Source organism: Micromonospora sp. CA-111912, from assembly GCF_050948415.1.
Classification (GTDB): domain Bacteria; phylum Actinomycetota; class Actinomycetes; order Mycobacteriales; family Micromonosporaceae; genus Micromonospora.
In genome coordinates this window covers 695795-710675 of record NZ_CP192007.1, presented here as the reverse complement: position 1 = coordinate 710675, position 14881 = coordinate 695795, and the positions used below count along the sequence as shown (strand labels likewise).

At 71.6% G+C, this 14881-nt stretch carries 9 protein-coding genes; 2 read left to right on the top strand and 7 right to left on the bottom strand.

All coding sequences use genetic code 11. The features are described 5' to 3' along the window. The first annotated feature begins 389 nt into the window (after positions 1–389). Positions 390–3761, top strand: a complete 3372-nt coding sequence (locus ACQPZO_RS03330) for a BTAD domain-containing putative transcriptional regulator (protein WP_433346914.1) — start codon at positions 390–392, stop codon at positions 3759–3761. A gap of 284 nt (positions 3762–4045) precedes the next feature. Beyond that, on the top strand, positions 4046–4963 hold the full coding sequence (locus ACQPZO_RS03325) for an AfsR/SARP family transcriptional regulator (RefSeq protein ID WP_433346912.1): 918 nt from the start codon (positions 4046–4048) through the stop codon (positions 4961–4963). Here ACQPZO_RS03325 and ACQPZO_RS03320 read toward each other — a convergent pair. Genes ACQPZO_RS03320 through ACQPZO_RS03290 form a run of 7 tightly spaced genes read right to left on the bottom strand, consistent with a single transcriptional unit; the run spans position 4882 to position 14875 of the window. Then, the gene (locus ACQPZO_RS03320) at positions 4882–5925 is read right to left on the bottom strand and encodes a glycosyltransferase (RefSeq protein WP_433346910.1); all 1044 of its coding nucleotides are present in this window, start codon (positions 5923–5925) and stop codon (positions 4882–4884) included. The genes ACQPZO_RS03325 and ACQPZO_RS03320 overlap by 82 nt on opposite strands. Beyond that, complete coding sequence (locus ACQPZO_RS03315; RefSeq protein WP_433346908.1) at positions 5922–7190, bottom strand: FAD-binding protein; 1269 nt, start codon at positions 7188–7190, stop codon at positions 5922–5924. The genes ACQPZO_RS03320 and ACQPZO_RS03315 overlap by 4 nt, the downstream gene beginning before the upstream one ends. Further along, the gene (locus ACQPZO_RS03310) at positions 7187–8026 is read right to left on the bottom strand and encodes a hypothetical protein (protein ID WP_433346906.1); all 840 of its coding nucleotides are present in this window, start codon (positions 8024–8026) and stop codon (positions 7187–7189) included. Before ACQPZO_RS03310 ends, ACQPZO_RS03315 begins: the two co-directional genes overlap by 4 nt. Then, on the bottom strand, positions 8019–10115 hold the full coding sequence (locus tag ACQPZO_RS03305) for an ATP-binding cassette domain-containing protein (protein ID WP_433346904.1): 2097 nt from the start codon (positions 10113–10115) through the stop codon (positions 8019–8021). The genes ACQPZO_RS03310 and ACQPZO_RS03305 overlap by 8 nt, the downstream gene beginning before the upstream one ends. After that, positions 10112–11191: a hypothetical protein gene (locus ACQPZO_RS03300; protein WP_433346902.1), complete on the bottom strand. Its 1080-nt coding sequence runs from the start codon at positions 11189–11191 to the stop codon at positions 10112–10114. The genes ACQPZO_RS03305 and ACQPZO_RS03300 overlap by 4 nt, the downstream gene beginning before the upstream one ends. Continuing rightward, positions 11184–13937 (bottom strand): thiopeptide-type bacteriocin biosynthesis protein, encoded by a 2754-nt coding sequence (locus tag ACQPZO_RS03295; RefSeq protein ID WP_433346900.1) that lies wholly within the window; start codon positions 13935–13937, stop codon positions 11184–11186. The genes ACQPZO_RS03300 and ACQPZO_RS03295 overlap by 8 nt, the downstream gene beginning before the upstream one ends. A 14-nt stretch (positions 13938–13951) precedes the next feature. After that, entirely contained in the window at positions 13952–14875 is a 924-nt protein-coding gene (locus ACQPZO_RS03290) for a hypothetical protein (RefSeq protein WP_433346898.1), read from the bottom strand. Positions 14876–14881 lie beyond the last annotated feature (6 nt).

Genomic DNA, 14881 nt, shown 5'->3' with positions numbered 1-14881 from the left:
GTCGTCGTCATCGCCGTCTGTCACCGCTTCTTCCGGGTCGAACGCCTACCAGCGGACGGCAGCTGGAGATCGATCCCACGGCTCGGCCGCGCCGCTCGACTTGCTCACCCCCAATGCCTACCGACATCAGTAGGTCACCAACCGGTAACCAACGCTCTCGCAGCCGATGGACGACCAAACGGGGCCCGGTCACGCTCCCGCCGCTGCCGCGAAGACCGGCACGACGAGCCGCTGCCAGACCGAACGGCTCAGTCCCTTGTCCGCCCAACTGGCGGAGGTGACCCCCGTCACCGTCCTGCCCCGGTCTTGTAGCATCGGCCCCCGTGCCGGCATGGGAGTTCTCGCTTCCTGCAGTTCCGTTTCGTTCGACGCCCGGGGCGGCCCCGGACGTGCCGTTCAGCGTCATCCTGCGAGCAGCCCGCGAGCGCGCTGGTATTACGCAGCGGGAGCTGGCCGACCGGGCCGGCGTGAGCATCGCGACCATTCGCGATCTGGAGCAGGGCCGCAGCCGACTTCCACGCCGGGCATCGCTGCACGCCATGATCGAGGCACTGGGGCTGTCCGGCGACGGAGCTGAGCTGGTACGGGCAGCCGCCACGGCCCGCACGGAACGGGCACCGCAGCCCGACCCCGTGCCCGGCGATGCCGTCGACGAAATCTCGGTGGCGGTGCTCGGGCCACTTCAGGTGCGGTGCGGTCCGCACGAGGTGGAACTCGCCTCCCCCAAGCAGCGCCGCATCCTCGTGCGACTGGCGCTGAACGCCGGCGAGGTGGTGGGACGCGAGGAACTCATTGAGCTGCTGTGGGGCTACCGGCGGCCACAGCGGGCCCAGCAACTGTTGCAGAGCTACGTCGGCCGGCTCCGCCGGAAGCTGCGACTCCACGACGCGACGAGGGTGCTCCGCGCGGCAGGCGATGGCTACCGCCTCACGCTCGCGCCGGGGCAACTGGATCTACTTCGGTTTCGCCGGCTCATCGCGCTGGGTGCCGGTGAGGCCGACCCCGAGCTGGCCAGCAACCATTTCGCCGCAGCGGCGCTTTTGTGGCGTGGCGAGCCGGACGTGGAGGCGCTGCGCGACATCCCGGTGACCACCGCTCTGCGGCATCAGTACGCACAGCTCCTGCGCAGTTGGGCGGCGCTCGCCCGGGAATTCGGCGGCTGCGAGCAGGTGCTGCCGCCGTTGCGGGAGTTGGCATGGCAGTTCGAGCTGGACGAGCCGGTGCACGCCGAGCTGATCATGGTCCTGTCAGCCAGCGGCCGGCAGGCCGAGGCGTTCGCCACCTACCAGCGGATTCGTGCCGCTCTGGTGGAGCACCTGGGCATCGAGCCCAGCCCTAAGCTCCGGCAGGCGCACGACTACGCGTTGCAGCGCCGCGAGTCGCCGGCTGCGGTGCCGGCGCGCCGCCCGGTGCTCCAGCAGGCGCCCGCCCCGCCGCCGGGGTTCGTCGGACGGGCCACCGAACTCATCACGATCAGGGCCGCGTTCGAACGACGTACGTCCGAAGAGGGGCAGGTCTCCCCCAACATCGTCACGCTCAGCGGGGCTGCGGGAGTGGGCAAGACCGCCCTCGCCCTGAGGGCGGCGCACCAGTTACGCACCGGCTACCCGGATGGGCAGCTCTACGCCGACCTGCGGGGCGGAACCGGGGCAGCCGTCGCACCCATGGAGGTGCTTGGACGGTTCCTGCGCGCTCTGGGCGTGCCGGCTCGCCAGGTTGGCGTGGATGAGGCCGAGGCGTCGGCGTCTCTGCGCAGCGAGCTGGCCGACCGCCGAATGTTGATCATTCTCGACAACGCGCGTGAGGCGGCGCAGGTACGGCCGCTGCTTCCCGGTCCCGGCCATTGTGACGTACTGGTCACGAGCCGGTGGCGACTGCCGGACCTCGCCGGCGCGACCGTCGTCGACGTCCCGACGCTGCCCATCTCGGACGCCGTGAAGTTGATCGCGGATGCCTGCGGCAGCCGGCCGCAAGCAGACCCCCGCTCGACCCAGGAGGTCGCGCTGGCGTGCGGGAAGCTGCCGCTGGCACTTCGCATCGTGGCCGCCCGGCTCGCGAACCGGCCTGCCTGGAGCACCGCCGAGCTGGCCCGGCGGCTGCGGGACGTGAACGGGCGGCTGGCTGAACTGAGCGTCGGCGACTCCAGCGTCCTGGCCAGCTTCCAGCTCAGCTACCAGGACCTCAGCGAAGCCGCCCGGCGGGCGTTTCGGCTCTGTGCCCTGCATCCCGGTGACGACTTCGGTCTGGATGCCACCGCGGAGGCGCTCGGCCTGGACCCGGTCGCGACGGACAATGTCGTCTGCGAGCTCCTGGATGGCAACATGTTGCTCCAATTGACCGAAGATCGATTCAGGTTCCACGACCTGCTCGGGCTGTATGCCGGCAAGCTGCTCGCCGACGGTGATCCCGGCGAGCGCGACGCCGGCCGGAGGCGTCTGCACACCTGGTATCTGGAACACCTGATCGCCGCGATGGGGTGGGTATCCCCACACGCGGTCCAACTACCGACCACCGTCCCCGGGCGGGCGGATGCCTTCGCGGGACAGGACCGGGCGCTGGAGTGGCTGGACCGGGAGGTCGCCGCGTTGGTGGCCCTTGTCGAGCAGACCGCCGCGCGGGGACCGGACCCGCTGAGCTGGCAGATCGCCGACCAGCTACGGGGATATTTCCTCGTCCGACGGCATGTGGATCGGTGGCTGCGAACGGCGCAAGCCGGTCTGCGGGTCGCCGCGGAGGCAGCGGACGAGCCCGCACAGGCCGCGCTGCTCATCAGTCGCGGGCAGGCCATGTGGGCCCTGGGTCGCCACCGGGAGGCACTGGACGACTACCTGGCGGGCGCACTGCTGGCCGAGGCGTGCGCATGGCATGCGGCCGCGGCGTACCTGTGGCACAGCATCGGCGTCGTACAGGCGGAGCAGGGCCTGCTCGACGACGCCCACACCTCGTATCGACGCGCGCTCACCCTGTGCGGTGACGAGAGCGCCGGGTACGTCCGGTCCCTCGCGCTCAGCGGTCTGGGTGCCATGTACGCGGATCAGGGGCGGCTCCGGCCCGCCGCCGAGTGCTTCACCGCCGCGCTACGGATCAACGAGCGGGCCGGCCGGGAGGCGTCTGCGCTGTCGACGCGGGGAAACCTCGGCATGGTGCTGCGTCAACTCGGCGAGTTCGACGAGGCCGCATCTCATCTGACAGCGGCACTGACCGGCTACCGACTACGCTCGAACATGCACGGGGAGTTGTCCACCCTGGACGAGATCAGCCAACTCCACCGGCAGCAGTCCGCCCCGGTCGCCGCCGTCAGCGCGGCCCGGGAGGGCTACGACGTCGCCCTGATCGTCCGCGACCAGCGTGCCCAGGTGGCGTTGCTGACCACGCTGGGCGAGGCGCACCTGGCCGGCCTGGACGTGTCGGAGGCGACGCGGTGCCTGCTCCAGTCGCAGGCCATGGCGAGGCAGCACCACTACCCGTACTTCGACGCCCGCGCCGGTGTGGGTCTGGCCGGCGCGCTCCTGCACACCGGCGACCGCGACGCCGCGCAGCGGGCCTGCGAGCTGGCCCGTGACACGGCACGGACGCACGGCTTCCGCCTTCTTGAAGCGGATGCCCTGGCGGTGCACGCCCACTGCCTGGCCGGGCAGGATCCCCGGACGGCGAGTCGGTTGGTCGACGAGGCGGTGACCATCTATCGCGCCGCAGGGGCGGACCGGATGGCGGACGCCCTCACCCGACGGCGGCTTCGGCCACCGGCCACCCGATTCTGACCAGAGGGAACGGTAGGGAACCGGTACGGGACAACTACGGGAAGCCGGACGTCGGTCCCGCGTACCGGCCCGTCATTAGCTTCCACCCGATGGGAGTAGCTATCGATCTCGGGTGCCGACGGACGCCCACCCACGAGGATGCTCCCGAACGGCTCGCCCAGCCTCGCGAGGAGAACATCCACGATGGATATCCCGTTGGACTGTCATCGGCTTCGGAAGAGGGTCGATCCGACCACCGGCTGCGAGGGCGGCAGCCCGGCGCCGCTGTCCCCGGGTGGAACATCATGACCCTGCGCTTCACGCTACTGGGCCCGGTGGGTGTCACGGCTCACGGCTCCCCGGTCAACGTGGATCGGCCCCGCCGACGGGCGGTGCTGGCCTACCTGCTGCTGCACGCCAACCAGGTGGTGTCGGTCGACCAGCTGGCCGCGGCGATCTGGGGAGTCAGCCCGCCGTCGACGGCGAGAGCCCAGATCCAGTCCGAGATCTGGGCGCTGCGCCGGAGCATCCAGCAGGCCGACATCGCCACCGAGCCGATCGCCACCCAGCCCGGCGGATATGTGCTGGCGCTGGCGGCCGACCAGCTCGACCTGGCGAGGTACACGACCCTGACCACGACGGCTCGGGTCGAGGGTGAGCGGGGCCTCCTGGAGAATGCCTGCAAGCTCATGCGCGAGGCATTGGCGCTCTGGCGGGGAACGCCGCTCTCCGGTGCGGCCGCCGACTTCGTCGAACCCGGCCGGTTGCATCTGGAGGAGAGACGCCTCGCCGACCTGGAATGGCTCCTCGGCCTCGAGCTGACCCTCGGAAGGCACCACGAGCTCATCGCCGAACTGACCCGGTACGTCGCCGAGTATCCGCTGCGCGAACGCCTGCGCACCCAGCTCATGATTGCGCTGTATCGCTGTGGCCGGCAGCTTGAGGCGCTCCGGGTGGCCCGGCAGGGCTGCGAGATGCTCGCCGATCAGCACGGGCTCGACCCCGGCCCGCTGCTCCGCGACCTGGAGCTGGCCATCCTGCGGCAGGATCCCAAGCTCGATCTTGACGAGAGGGCCGCGCCGGACGGCTCCGCCACTGTCACGGGCACGGCGTTGCCGGGGTGGCGTGCCGAGCGGCGTCCTCACGCCGCCGCGCGCCCCGACAGCACTTCGCGGTACGCCTGGACGCTCTCGGTGGTGGCCCGGGACAGCAGCTCCGGCTGAGGCCGGCGCCCACGGCGCAACCCGTCCACGACAGCGGACAGCCACGCCCGGACCTCGTCCCCGGTCATCCGTACCAGGTAGTCGTCGCCGCACTCCGGCGGGTCGAGGCAGATCCCGCCGTGGCCGACGGCCTCGGGCAACCCACCGGTCCGGGTGGCGACGACGGGCACACCGTGCACCACGGCCTCGCGGGCGATCATCCCGAAACTCTCCCGCCACAGGCTCGGCGCCAGCAGCAGGTCCGTCTCGGCGTACAGCGAACAGACGTCGGCGCGGTAGCCGACGACCTCGACGCACGGTAGTTCCGCCGCGACGATGCCCTGAGCGGCCAGATCCGCGGCGGTCCACCGACCCTCCACGAAGCGGAAGCGGAACGGCAGGTTCGCCCGAATGGTGGCTGCGACCAGGTGCATCACCACACCGAGGCCCTTGGCCGGCTCCGGGTTGACGAAGGTGAGCCGGTACGGGCCGGACCGGGCGGCGCCAGCAGGGTCCGCGCCGGGTGCACAGGAGCATGGGCGCAACAGCGGCTCGATCGGCCGGGCATTCCGACCGGTCTGCCCGGAGAAGAGGTTTCGGGCGAATCGGGACGGGACCACGACGTCGTCGACGAGGCGGAGCGTCTGCGCGACGGGCCGAAGGTCGGCCGCGGGATGCTCCAGCACGATCGGCACGCCCGCCGCCCGCAGCCGCTGCGCCAGCACGGTCTCCTCACCGAGATGCCCCCAGAGCAGGGCCGCATCCGGACGGTCCTGGTGGAGCAGCCGGTCGAGCGATCCCACCAGGGAGCGCAGCGCCGCGTCGTGCCCGCTGCCCGCCGCGCCCGGGTCCATCGGTCCGTCCAGCACCGTCACCCGCTCACCGGCGGTCCGCAGTGCCCCGGCAAGCTCCCGGAGGTGGATCGCCTCGCCCGACTGCCCGGTGGAGATGCGGTGCACGCTGACGACGAGAAGGTGCTTCATCGCCCGCCCCGCACCCCGCCGGACCGGTACGAGGGCAGGCCGAATTCGCCACGGATGCGGGCGAAGGCGGCAGCCCGGCGGCGAAGCAGCTCGACGTCGGCCGGATCGTCCTTGCGGTAGACGAACGGGGACAGCCAGACCACTGCCCGGTCGTCGAGCGGGCGCAGGGACCACGGCGTGTCCGCCAGCACCGCCTCCGCCTGCACGGCGTGCGCGAAGGCGACGACCATCGACGGTGTGAACGGCAGCGTCGCCGTGTGCCACTCCAACCCTTCGGCGAGTTGGGCGACCTCCTCCGGGTGCTCGCTGTCACCGCCGACGATGCGCAGGTCGTCGGGGTGCTCCGAGACCCGCAGCGCCAGCCGCTGCCCGTGCTCGCGGACCAGCCGCTGGACGTCCGCGGCCTTGGCCCGCAGGGTCGCCACGGAGCCGGCGGTGACGGACACATCGAGGACGAGCCCGTCGTGGGCGGTGGCGACCCCCTGCGCCCGCCGACGCGCCTGCGGCGCCAGGATGGAACTACTCGCCAGCCCTTCCACGAGCAGCTCACGCCAACAACGCACCAGTTCCTCGGTCAGGGCCGGCCCGGAGAGCACCACCAGCCGCATCGCCTGCGCCGGTGCCGCCTGGAGGACATGGGTCAGCTCCACCACGATCGGGCCGTACCCGCCGGTCTGGAACAGCGCTCCCTGGCCGTGCGGACCGGGCGGGTAGGGCAGGGCACCCCGGACCCGCGCGTCCTCCGCACCGGTCCACCCCAGCCGGCGCATCGAACCGTCGCGCTCCATCACCAGGAAGTCCCGGCAGTGACGCTCCCGTTCGCCGAGCCCGGAGAGCAGCCCCCGGTCGAGGGCGTTGCCGAGGACGGAGGTGTGCGGTCCGGAACCCGGCGGCGGCAGATAGAACGCCGCTCCGGCGTCGGTCAGTGCCGCCTTCAACATGGCGAAGGTAACCCCGGGCTGCACCGTGGCGAGACCGATCTCGACGTCCAGGCTGAGCCGGTCCAGTCGGGCCAGCCGGATGATCACGCCGGGCGTGCGTACGCGGGAGTCGTCGTACCCCCAGTTGCGCCCGCGACTGTCGACCCGCCACGGGACCGTGCTGTCGTTGAGGATCCGGACCACCGCGCCGAGCTCGGTCAGCGACGTGGGCTCCACCACCCATTCCGGCGGATGTCCACCGGGCACGGTCGATGCCGCCGATGCCGCCGACGTCACGATGGCGCCCGCATTCGCCAGCCTGTCGAACAGGCCCGCCTGGCTCACACCTGCTCCAGCGCCGTGCGTACCCGGTCCGGGGCGACCCCGTACTCGTCCCGCAGTATTCGGGTGACCGACGCGTACGCGGCGACCAGCGTCGCCACCTGCGGCCCGCGCTTGATGCTCCACAGGTGGCCGAAGTTCGGGGGGTCTGTCATCCAGGTGAGCGTCTGCGGCGACCAGACCGCGCCGAAGACGTTCACCACCGGATGCCCGGCGGTGATCGTGAGGTGCGTGGCGAGCACCTGTTCGGCGACGGTCATGTGCGAGTGGATGTCGCGTCCCGGGGTGGACGGGTTGTCAGCCAGGAAGGACAGCCCGGTCCGGCTGATCCGGCGGGCCAGGTCGGGGTCGGCGGCCCGGAACAGCGAGGTGTTGCCGACCAGCGCCAGCGAGTCGGGCAGATCCACCCCGGCCGGGTTGGCGAGTTCGCGCAGCCGGGTGTAGAAGTCGACATCGCCGCGTTCCAGGTGGGCGAAGAGCGAACCGGGCCCCTGCGGGCGCAGGCCGACGCGCAGGTAGGCATCGGTGTCGACGAGCACCGACTCGGGAAAGCGATCGAGGGCGAGCAGCTTCGGCAACGCGAAGCAGGCAACCCGATCGTAGTGTCGGTCCAGCCCGGCGTCGTCGAGGACCTCCGTCCGGTCGTAGTAGCCGAGCCAGCCGAGTTGATCGAGCCAGTCGATCGTCGGCGGGTCGGCATACAGGTCGATCGGACCGGCGTGCCGCTGCCAGGACAGGATGCTCAGCAGCCAGGTGGCGCAGGACAACTGCCGGTAGGGGCGCGGATGCCGGCTGGGAATCCGCCAGTAGGCGTGCACCCCGCGCAACGGCTCAGCCACCGGCCACCACCCGGGAGACGCCGTCCTGATCGCGTACGACGGTCAGGTGTCGGCTGCCCAGGTGCTCGCCGACCGGCCGGTGGCTGACCACGATCAGCGTTTCCACCCGCTGCCGGACGGCGGTCAGCAGCCGCAGTTCCATCTCGCGGTCGAGGGAGTTGGTCGCTTCGTCGAGGATCAACAGCGATGGTCGGCGCAGCAGCGCCCGGGCCAACGCGAACCGCTGCACCTCACCCGCGCTGAAGGTGGCGCCGTTGATCCGCAGCGTGGTGCGCAGCCCCAGCCGCAGCGGGCGCATCACCTCGTCCAGCTCCATTAACGTGAGCATGTTTCGAATTTCTTGGTCGTCCAACTCGGTCACGCCGGCGCAGAGGCTGTCGCGAATCGTGGTGTGCATGAAGTCGGAGCGGGGCGGTACGTAACAGACCAGCGGCCGCAACCCGTCCGGGTCCCAGTCCCCGGCCGGCACACCGTAGATGACGGCCCGGCCGGAAGGCGCCGGGTCCAGCCCGCTGACGATGTGCGCCATCGTGGACTTGCCGACGCCGCTCACCCCGCCGACGGTGACCGTCTCACCCCGCTCGACACGCAGGTCGAGCCGCAGGTCGAAGCCGTCCCTGGGGCGGTGGACACGCACGCCGTCCAGCTCCACCGCCGGCGCGTCCGGCACCGGCCGGGTGTTCGTGCCGGCCGCCATCGCCGGCAGCGTCAGCAGCGTCGCCACGTAACGCAGCTGCCGCTCCAGTTGGGCGACGGCCGGCAGGGTCTGCGCGATGGAGATGACCGAGAACAGCACCGTCCCGCCGAGGGTGAGGAATCCGAACAGCTCGCCCGTGCTGACCAGCCCCGTCGCGGCCAGCACCGACCCCACGATGAGAATCACGTACAGGCCGGAGAAGCGCAGGGCCTCGCTCGGCCCGTACACCCAGGAGAGCCGGTACTGCAACGCCCGTACCGACTCGTGCAGCAGATCAAGCCGCCGGGCGTGTTCGGCCCTCAGGTGCGAGACGGCCCCGAGACCACGGAAGGTGGTCAGTCCTCGGGTCGTGGTGATCAGGACATCCTGGACCTCACCGTCCAGGCGCAGCTGCTCGTCGTAGTGGCGGCTGATCGGCCGTCGGGCGAGCAGCGTCACCCCGATGTGCAGGGCACCGAGGGCCGCCACCACGCCGGTGAGCGGCAGCGACATCGACGCCATGAACGCCAGCAGGATCACCACGGCGATGGCGTCGGTGAACATCGACAGGGCCAGGGTGGTGCCGGCCTCCCGCACCTCCCGGGCGCTCTGCACCCGGTGCAGGACCCCACCCGAGGTCATCTCGGTCGTCGCCGACGTGCGGGTCAGCCGATCGACGAGGTTACCGAGCATCGCCCGGTCGAACGCCAGCCCGACCGAGGTGAGCTGCCGGTGCCGCAGCCAGAACAGCACGCTCAGCGCGACGAAGAAGGTGATGAGGGCGGCGGCCAGGGGGCCGGCAGCCACCCGGCCGCCGGCCGCAACCTGGTTCAGGTACGGCAGCAGGACCAGGTTGAGCATGGTCAGGCCGGTGTAGAGCACGAGGCTCATCACGAGCAGCGGCACGACCTGGCGGAAGCTGAGCTCTCCGGAACGCACCAGCGGCCACAGCCACGAGGCCCGGGCCGACCGGCGGGCGCGCCCGGCCGACGTGACCCGCGCCGCAGGCTGGTCGCCGGCACCTGAAGTGACCGGCTGGGAACCCGGCAGCAGCACCCAGCCGGAGGACCGCTCGCGATAGCCGCGCTCATCGAGCCACGCGTGACCGAACGACGGATCGAAGATCCGCACCTGGCGCCGCCGCCGACGTTCGACGGTGATGAAGTGGTCAGCCCGCAGGTGAACGATGGCGCCGGGGGTCAGCGCGTCGAAGGGGCAGTCCCGCCGGGCGCGATAGCGAACGCCGCAGACCTCGGCCGAGGTGTCCCGCAGGTCCCGCATGGAGAGCGCTCCGCGTACGGACAACGCGTCCCGCAACGCCGGCTCGGGGAAGTCGTGGCCCAGCAGCTTCAGGCTGGTGACCAGGGCCTGCACCCCGCAGTCGTTGTCCTGCGTCTGCAGGCTGACCGTCATACGGGGACTCCGATCACTCGTGTTCCGGCCACGGCGGACGTGCCGTCGCCCAGGCTCACCCCGCTCCCCCACCACGGCGGGGTGTCGGTCACGGTCTCCGCCAGCGCCAGCGCCACCCCGACCGGTCCGCTGAGCACGGAATGAACGTACGGCGTGTCGAAGGCGTCGGCCACTGCCTGTTCGTCGACCCGGTCGAGGTGGGCCGAGAGCCGGGCCGCCAGCGCGCTCGCCCGATCGGCGCCGACGAGCCCCGCCCAGCATGGCGAGAGCCGGATGGCGAGGCTCAGCCCGGCTAGGCCGTGGCAGAAGGTGACGTCGGCGGTCTCGTCGACGAGCAACTCGTCGAGCCGACGTAGGGACGCCTGGGTGATCGGTGCTCGGACCATCCGCTCCAGCACGGCCGGTTCGGCGTCCGGACCCAGCGCGGCCAGCATCCCTGGCAGGCCGGAGCACAGGGTGACCCCGCCGGCACCCAGGCCACCGGTGTCGAGCACCGCCGGCTCCAGCCGCTCGATGTCGCGGACCAGGGCGTCGACCGGGCCGGTCAGCACCCCGTCCCGGCCGTACCGGCGACCGAGCATTCGTAGCAGCAGGATGCCACCGCTGCGGCCGTGGTAGACCCCGTTCGACGGCGTCCGCAGGATGCCGAGGGCGGTCCGGGTGAGCGCGGGAACGAGTTCGTCACGCGCCGCCGGGCCGGCCACGTCCCACAGCGTGATCCCGATACCCCCGGCACCGTTGATCGGATCCAGCTCGCCGGCCTCGACGAAGCGCCGGTACTGGGCGGTCAGCACCTCGGCAGCCGCCGGGCCGGTCGACGCCGGCACATCCAGGTGGCCGGCAGCCGACGCGAGGCATTCGTCCACCAGACGATGCAGCAGCCAGGTGACCCGGTGGTCGGAAACGGGCTCGCCGCGCAACGCGAGCTGGGTCAGCGACACGGCCAGCGGACGGTGGTCGAGCCGCGACGCGAGCAGAGCCAGGGCAGCCAGCGCATCCACGGTCGCGTTGCCACGTTGGCGGAGATGCGCCATCAGCCGGCGGAGCAGCCGACGCGCGGCGTCGACCTCAGGCATGCCCGGTCCCGCCCCGTGGCACCCGGGCCATCCGGCCCTTCAGCAGCCGCGCCGCTGCCATCACGATCTCCGGCTCGCGGCTCACCGCCTGCCCGAGCGAAAGCCCTCGGTTGATGGTCATGTGGATCATGCTGCTGAGCGCCAGACGACGGGCGTCCTCGTTCATGTCCACGAGATGGCCGAGCGTCGGGTCAGGCTCGGCGAGTAGGGAGTCCAAGGCCCGCTCCAGATCGGGCCGGGCAGAACGGTAGGCCGCCATCCAGTCCCGCTGGGCCAGGGAACTGGGCAACCGCGGATCCAGCCCACGCAGGTCGCACAGCAGGTCGAGGGCTCCGTCGTCCCCGCCGAGTTGCCGGCACCAGGCCGCGATCCGGGACACCGCCAGCGCGTACCGGCCCGCCTGGTCCGGGCCGCCGGTGAGCCGCCCCACCCACCAGGCCGAGTCGCCGCAGAAATGACGCAGGGTGTCCGCCCGGCAAGCCGGGCCGCCGTACCGGTAGTCCTCTGGCACCCAGGCGCGGACCTCGACCTCCCATGGTTGCTGCGGCACCAGTCTGGCCAGATGGGTGCGCAGGTCGGCGAGCAACACCTCGGTCGCGGCCGAGGAGCGCACGCGTACCCGCAGGTGAGGCCGTTCGTCCCGGTACCGGATGTAGAACAGCTCGCCCCGGCGCATGAGCGCCATGGCGTCAGCCCTGGCCAGCCACGTCTCCACCGCCCGGTCCGGGGCGTACACGTACCAGCTGGTCCAGTCCGGGTCCGCCACCGGCAGCCGGTCCACGAGCCGGGTCCGCGACAGCGGCCGGCTCACCGCCGGCTCCTGGTACGACCAGGGCACCCAGAGGTCGTGCACGTGGCCACCGAGATCGGACCACACCGGCGTTCTCACCGGCAGCGCCTCGTGCAGCTGGAGCCGGCCCTCGCGGCGCAGCCGCTGGGTGAACCACCGCCGTTGCACGGCGTCGGTGAGGTCGATCCGCATGGTGAGGTCCGCGCCCTCGGTCAGCTCCACCGTGGATCCCAGCCCGACTTCGGTCAGCACGTCGCAGAGCCCGACGGGATCGGCGGCCAGCTCGAGCAGGTCGGCCCGGTGCTGGGCGTTCAGCACCAGGCCACGGCGAGCAAGCAGGCAACGACCGGCGGTGATGCGCGGATTCATGCCGCCCGGCGACCGCCACTGGCTCGGGTCGGCGGCCGGTATCGTGTCGGCGGCCTCGTCCATGAGCAGCCCGAGCAACCTGACCGCCCAGGGGTTGAGATCGTGACTCAACGACAGTGGGCTGTCCCAGCGTAGTTCCACGAAGCGCCCGTCGGCGCGGTTGACCAGCTGTAGCCGCCCCTCCACGACGACGACCGCCAGGTCGGTGAGGAGGAGGTCGCCGGCACGGTGCGGCAGGTTGAGGTTGAGTCGGGGCAGATCGCCGACCCGACGTCGGGCCAGCGGCGCCCGCCGGTCCAGCGGAATCCAGCCGATCTCGACGGCGAGCCGGCCGGCGTCCTCCACCGTGGCGCAGAGATCCGGAACCTGCAGATGCTCGCCGAACCTGGCCCCCGGCCCGCCCCAGAACCCCGGCATGATCATCTTCAGCCAGGCGTCGGCACCGGAGCACGGCTCGGCCAGGAGCGCGCCGGAGGCCATGCCGAACCGGGGTCGGGTCGAGCCCGCGGGATCGGAGATCCCGGCATTGGGCCGGTCGGGTTGCCCCGCCCGCCACTGGTCCAGCGTGACCGCGTCGTTCCACCACTGGACCGCGCTGTTGTCGCGGCGGCCGGGGGGCACGAACAGCCGCCGCGGCGCATCCGGGAGGTCGGGGGTCTCCGAAGGCGTCGGCGGTCGCCGCCAACTACCCAGCGAGTGGTCCACCGGTGCGGTCAACAGCCAGGTCAGCGGCACCGCGCCGCCGGAGAACATGCCGCCCACGTACTCCCTGACCCGTTCGAGCCGGTCGGACGGCCACGGCACCCGCATCATCTGGGCGACGCCGTCGACCAGCGCCTCCACCGGGCCGCGGTCGAGGCGGGGTCGAACCTCGCTGAACGCGTCCACGAACTGGTCGGGGCGGAAGGGCCGTTCCTCGGCGAGCACCGCCTTCACCGGATCCGCGGGCGAGGCCGCCACGGCGGTCCCCACCAGCATCTCCGGCGCGTGCTCCGGCAACAGCAGGTGCCTGCGTACGCAGAGGTCGAACTGTGCCGTGCCGTCATCGCCGAGGTCGGCAGCCCAGTCGGCAGCGGAGCGCGGTGCGGCGGCACGCTGTTCACCGAGCAGCTCGGCGAGCCGGCAGATCGCCGGATCGTCCGACAACGACGTCGTACCGCCCCGGTCCGGGCGCACGTACGACCAGCGGCCGGCATCGGCGACGAGGGTGGGATTGACGAACCAGTTCCCGGTCGGCCGGGGCAGGTCGAGGCGCGCCAGCCGGATCTCGGTCGCGAGGTCGATGCGTGTCGTGGAATCACCGTCGACAAGGTCGGCGAGCATGCTGAAGCCGAACATTCCGAACGGGGTGGGCCGGAATCGGGCCCGGTTGCCGTAGATCGCCATTCGGGTCGGCTGGTCCTGCCAGTCGCGGTCGTCGTCCCCGGAGCGCTGGAAGGTGGTGGCGTACTCCACGGCCAGTTCCAGCATCCGCTGCGCCATCTCGCCGACCCGGGGCGACGAGTCGTCGCAGGGCACGGCCGGCAGCACCGGTACCCGGACCAGGCACCAGCCCGGCGTGGACAGCGTCCGTGGGGATGGCGTCATTCCAGCGGCTCCGGTCATCTGTGCGGCCGCATGGCCGCGTGCGGCTTCATGGTGGCGACGTCGAGACGCGCCTCGGCCAGCCGCTGCTGCACACCGGGGTCCGCCGAGTCGCAGGCCTCGACCAGGGCGAGAACCGCGTCGAGGCAGACGTGGTAGGCGGCGGAGAGGACCGCGCGGTATTCGGCCCGCAGGGCCGGCGCGAACGGCCGCAGCCGCCCGTCCCGGGCCAGCGCGTCGAAGCCGTGCAGCATCCCGGTCAGACCACGTCGGGCCAGGATGGTGCGGGTTTCGGCCTCGGCGTAGGCGGCCTGCCAGGGCGATCCCGGCGACAGGTCGGGACCCAGCAGCGCCAGCAGCCGCTCGGCGAGCCCGATCGCCACTCCGGGCATGTTCGCCAGGAACAGCTCCGCATCGGCGTAGATCCCCAGCGGGCGATTCGTCGGGATTGCCGACATCTCGATGACGTCCTCAGGTCGCACCCCCAGGCCCCGGGCACTCAGGGTGTGACTCGTCGTGCCGAGCAGGCCCGGGCCCTCCCACGGATGCTCGACGTGCAGTCGGGCGCGGTCGATCAGCACGGTGGTGCGGTTGCCCTGAACCGGCTCGCACCCCATGGCCATGAAGGTGGCCCGGTCCGCGCCGGAGCCGAACCGCCAGCACCCGTCGACCACCAGCTCGCCGTCCGGGCCCCTGTCCAGCCGACCGACCTGGGCGACCACGCCGTAGACCGCGTTGGTGCCGGAGTATGCCCGGGACAGCAGGTCACCGGGCGCGTACGTCGAAAGGTAGTGCGCGGTGCCGTTGGCAATCATGCAGAGCCACGCCTCACTGGCGTCCTCGGCTGCGGCGCGACGAACGAGATCCAGGCCTGCTACCAGGCTCTGGACCTCGTCCGGACCGTCGCGCAGCCACAGCAGCGTAGCGGCGAGCTGTCGCATCGATCG

Coding starts and splice junctions, on each gene's coding strand:
- ACQPZO_RS03325 (WP_433346912.1), top strand. CDS start 4,046: ATGACCCTGCGCTTCACGCTACTGGGCCCGGTGGGTGTCACGGCTCAC.
- ACQPZO_RS03320 (WP_433346910.1), bottom strand. CDS start 5,925: ATGAAGCACCTTCTCGTCGTCAGCGTGCACCGCATCTCCACCGGGCAG.
- ACQPZO_RS03305 (WP_433346904.1), bottom strand. CDS start 10,115: ATGACGGTCAGCCTGCAGACGCAGGACAACGACTGCGGGGTGCAGGCC.
- ACQPZO_RS03300 (WP_433346902.1), bottom strand. CDS start 11,191: ATGCCTGAGGTCGACGCCGCGCGTCGGCTGCTCCGCCGGCTGATGGCG.
- ACQPZO_RS03295 (WP_433346900.1), bottom strand. CDS start 13,937: ATGACGCCATCCCCACGGACGCTGTCCACGCCGGGCTGGTGCCTGGTC.
- ACQPZO_RS03290 (WP_433346898.1), bottom strand. CDS start 14,875: ATGCGACAGCTCGCCGCTACGCTGCTGTGGCTGCGCGACGGTCCGGAC.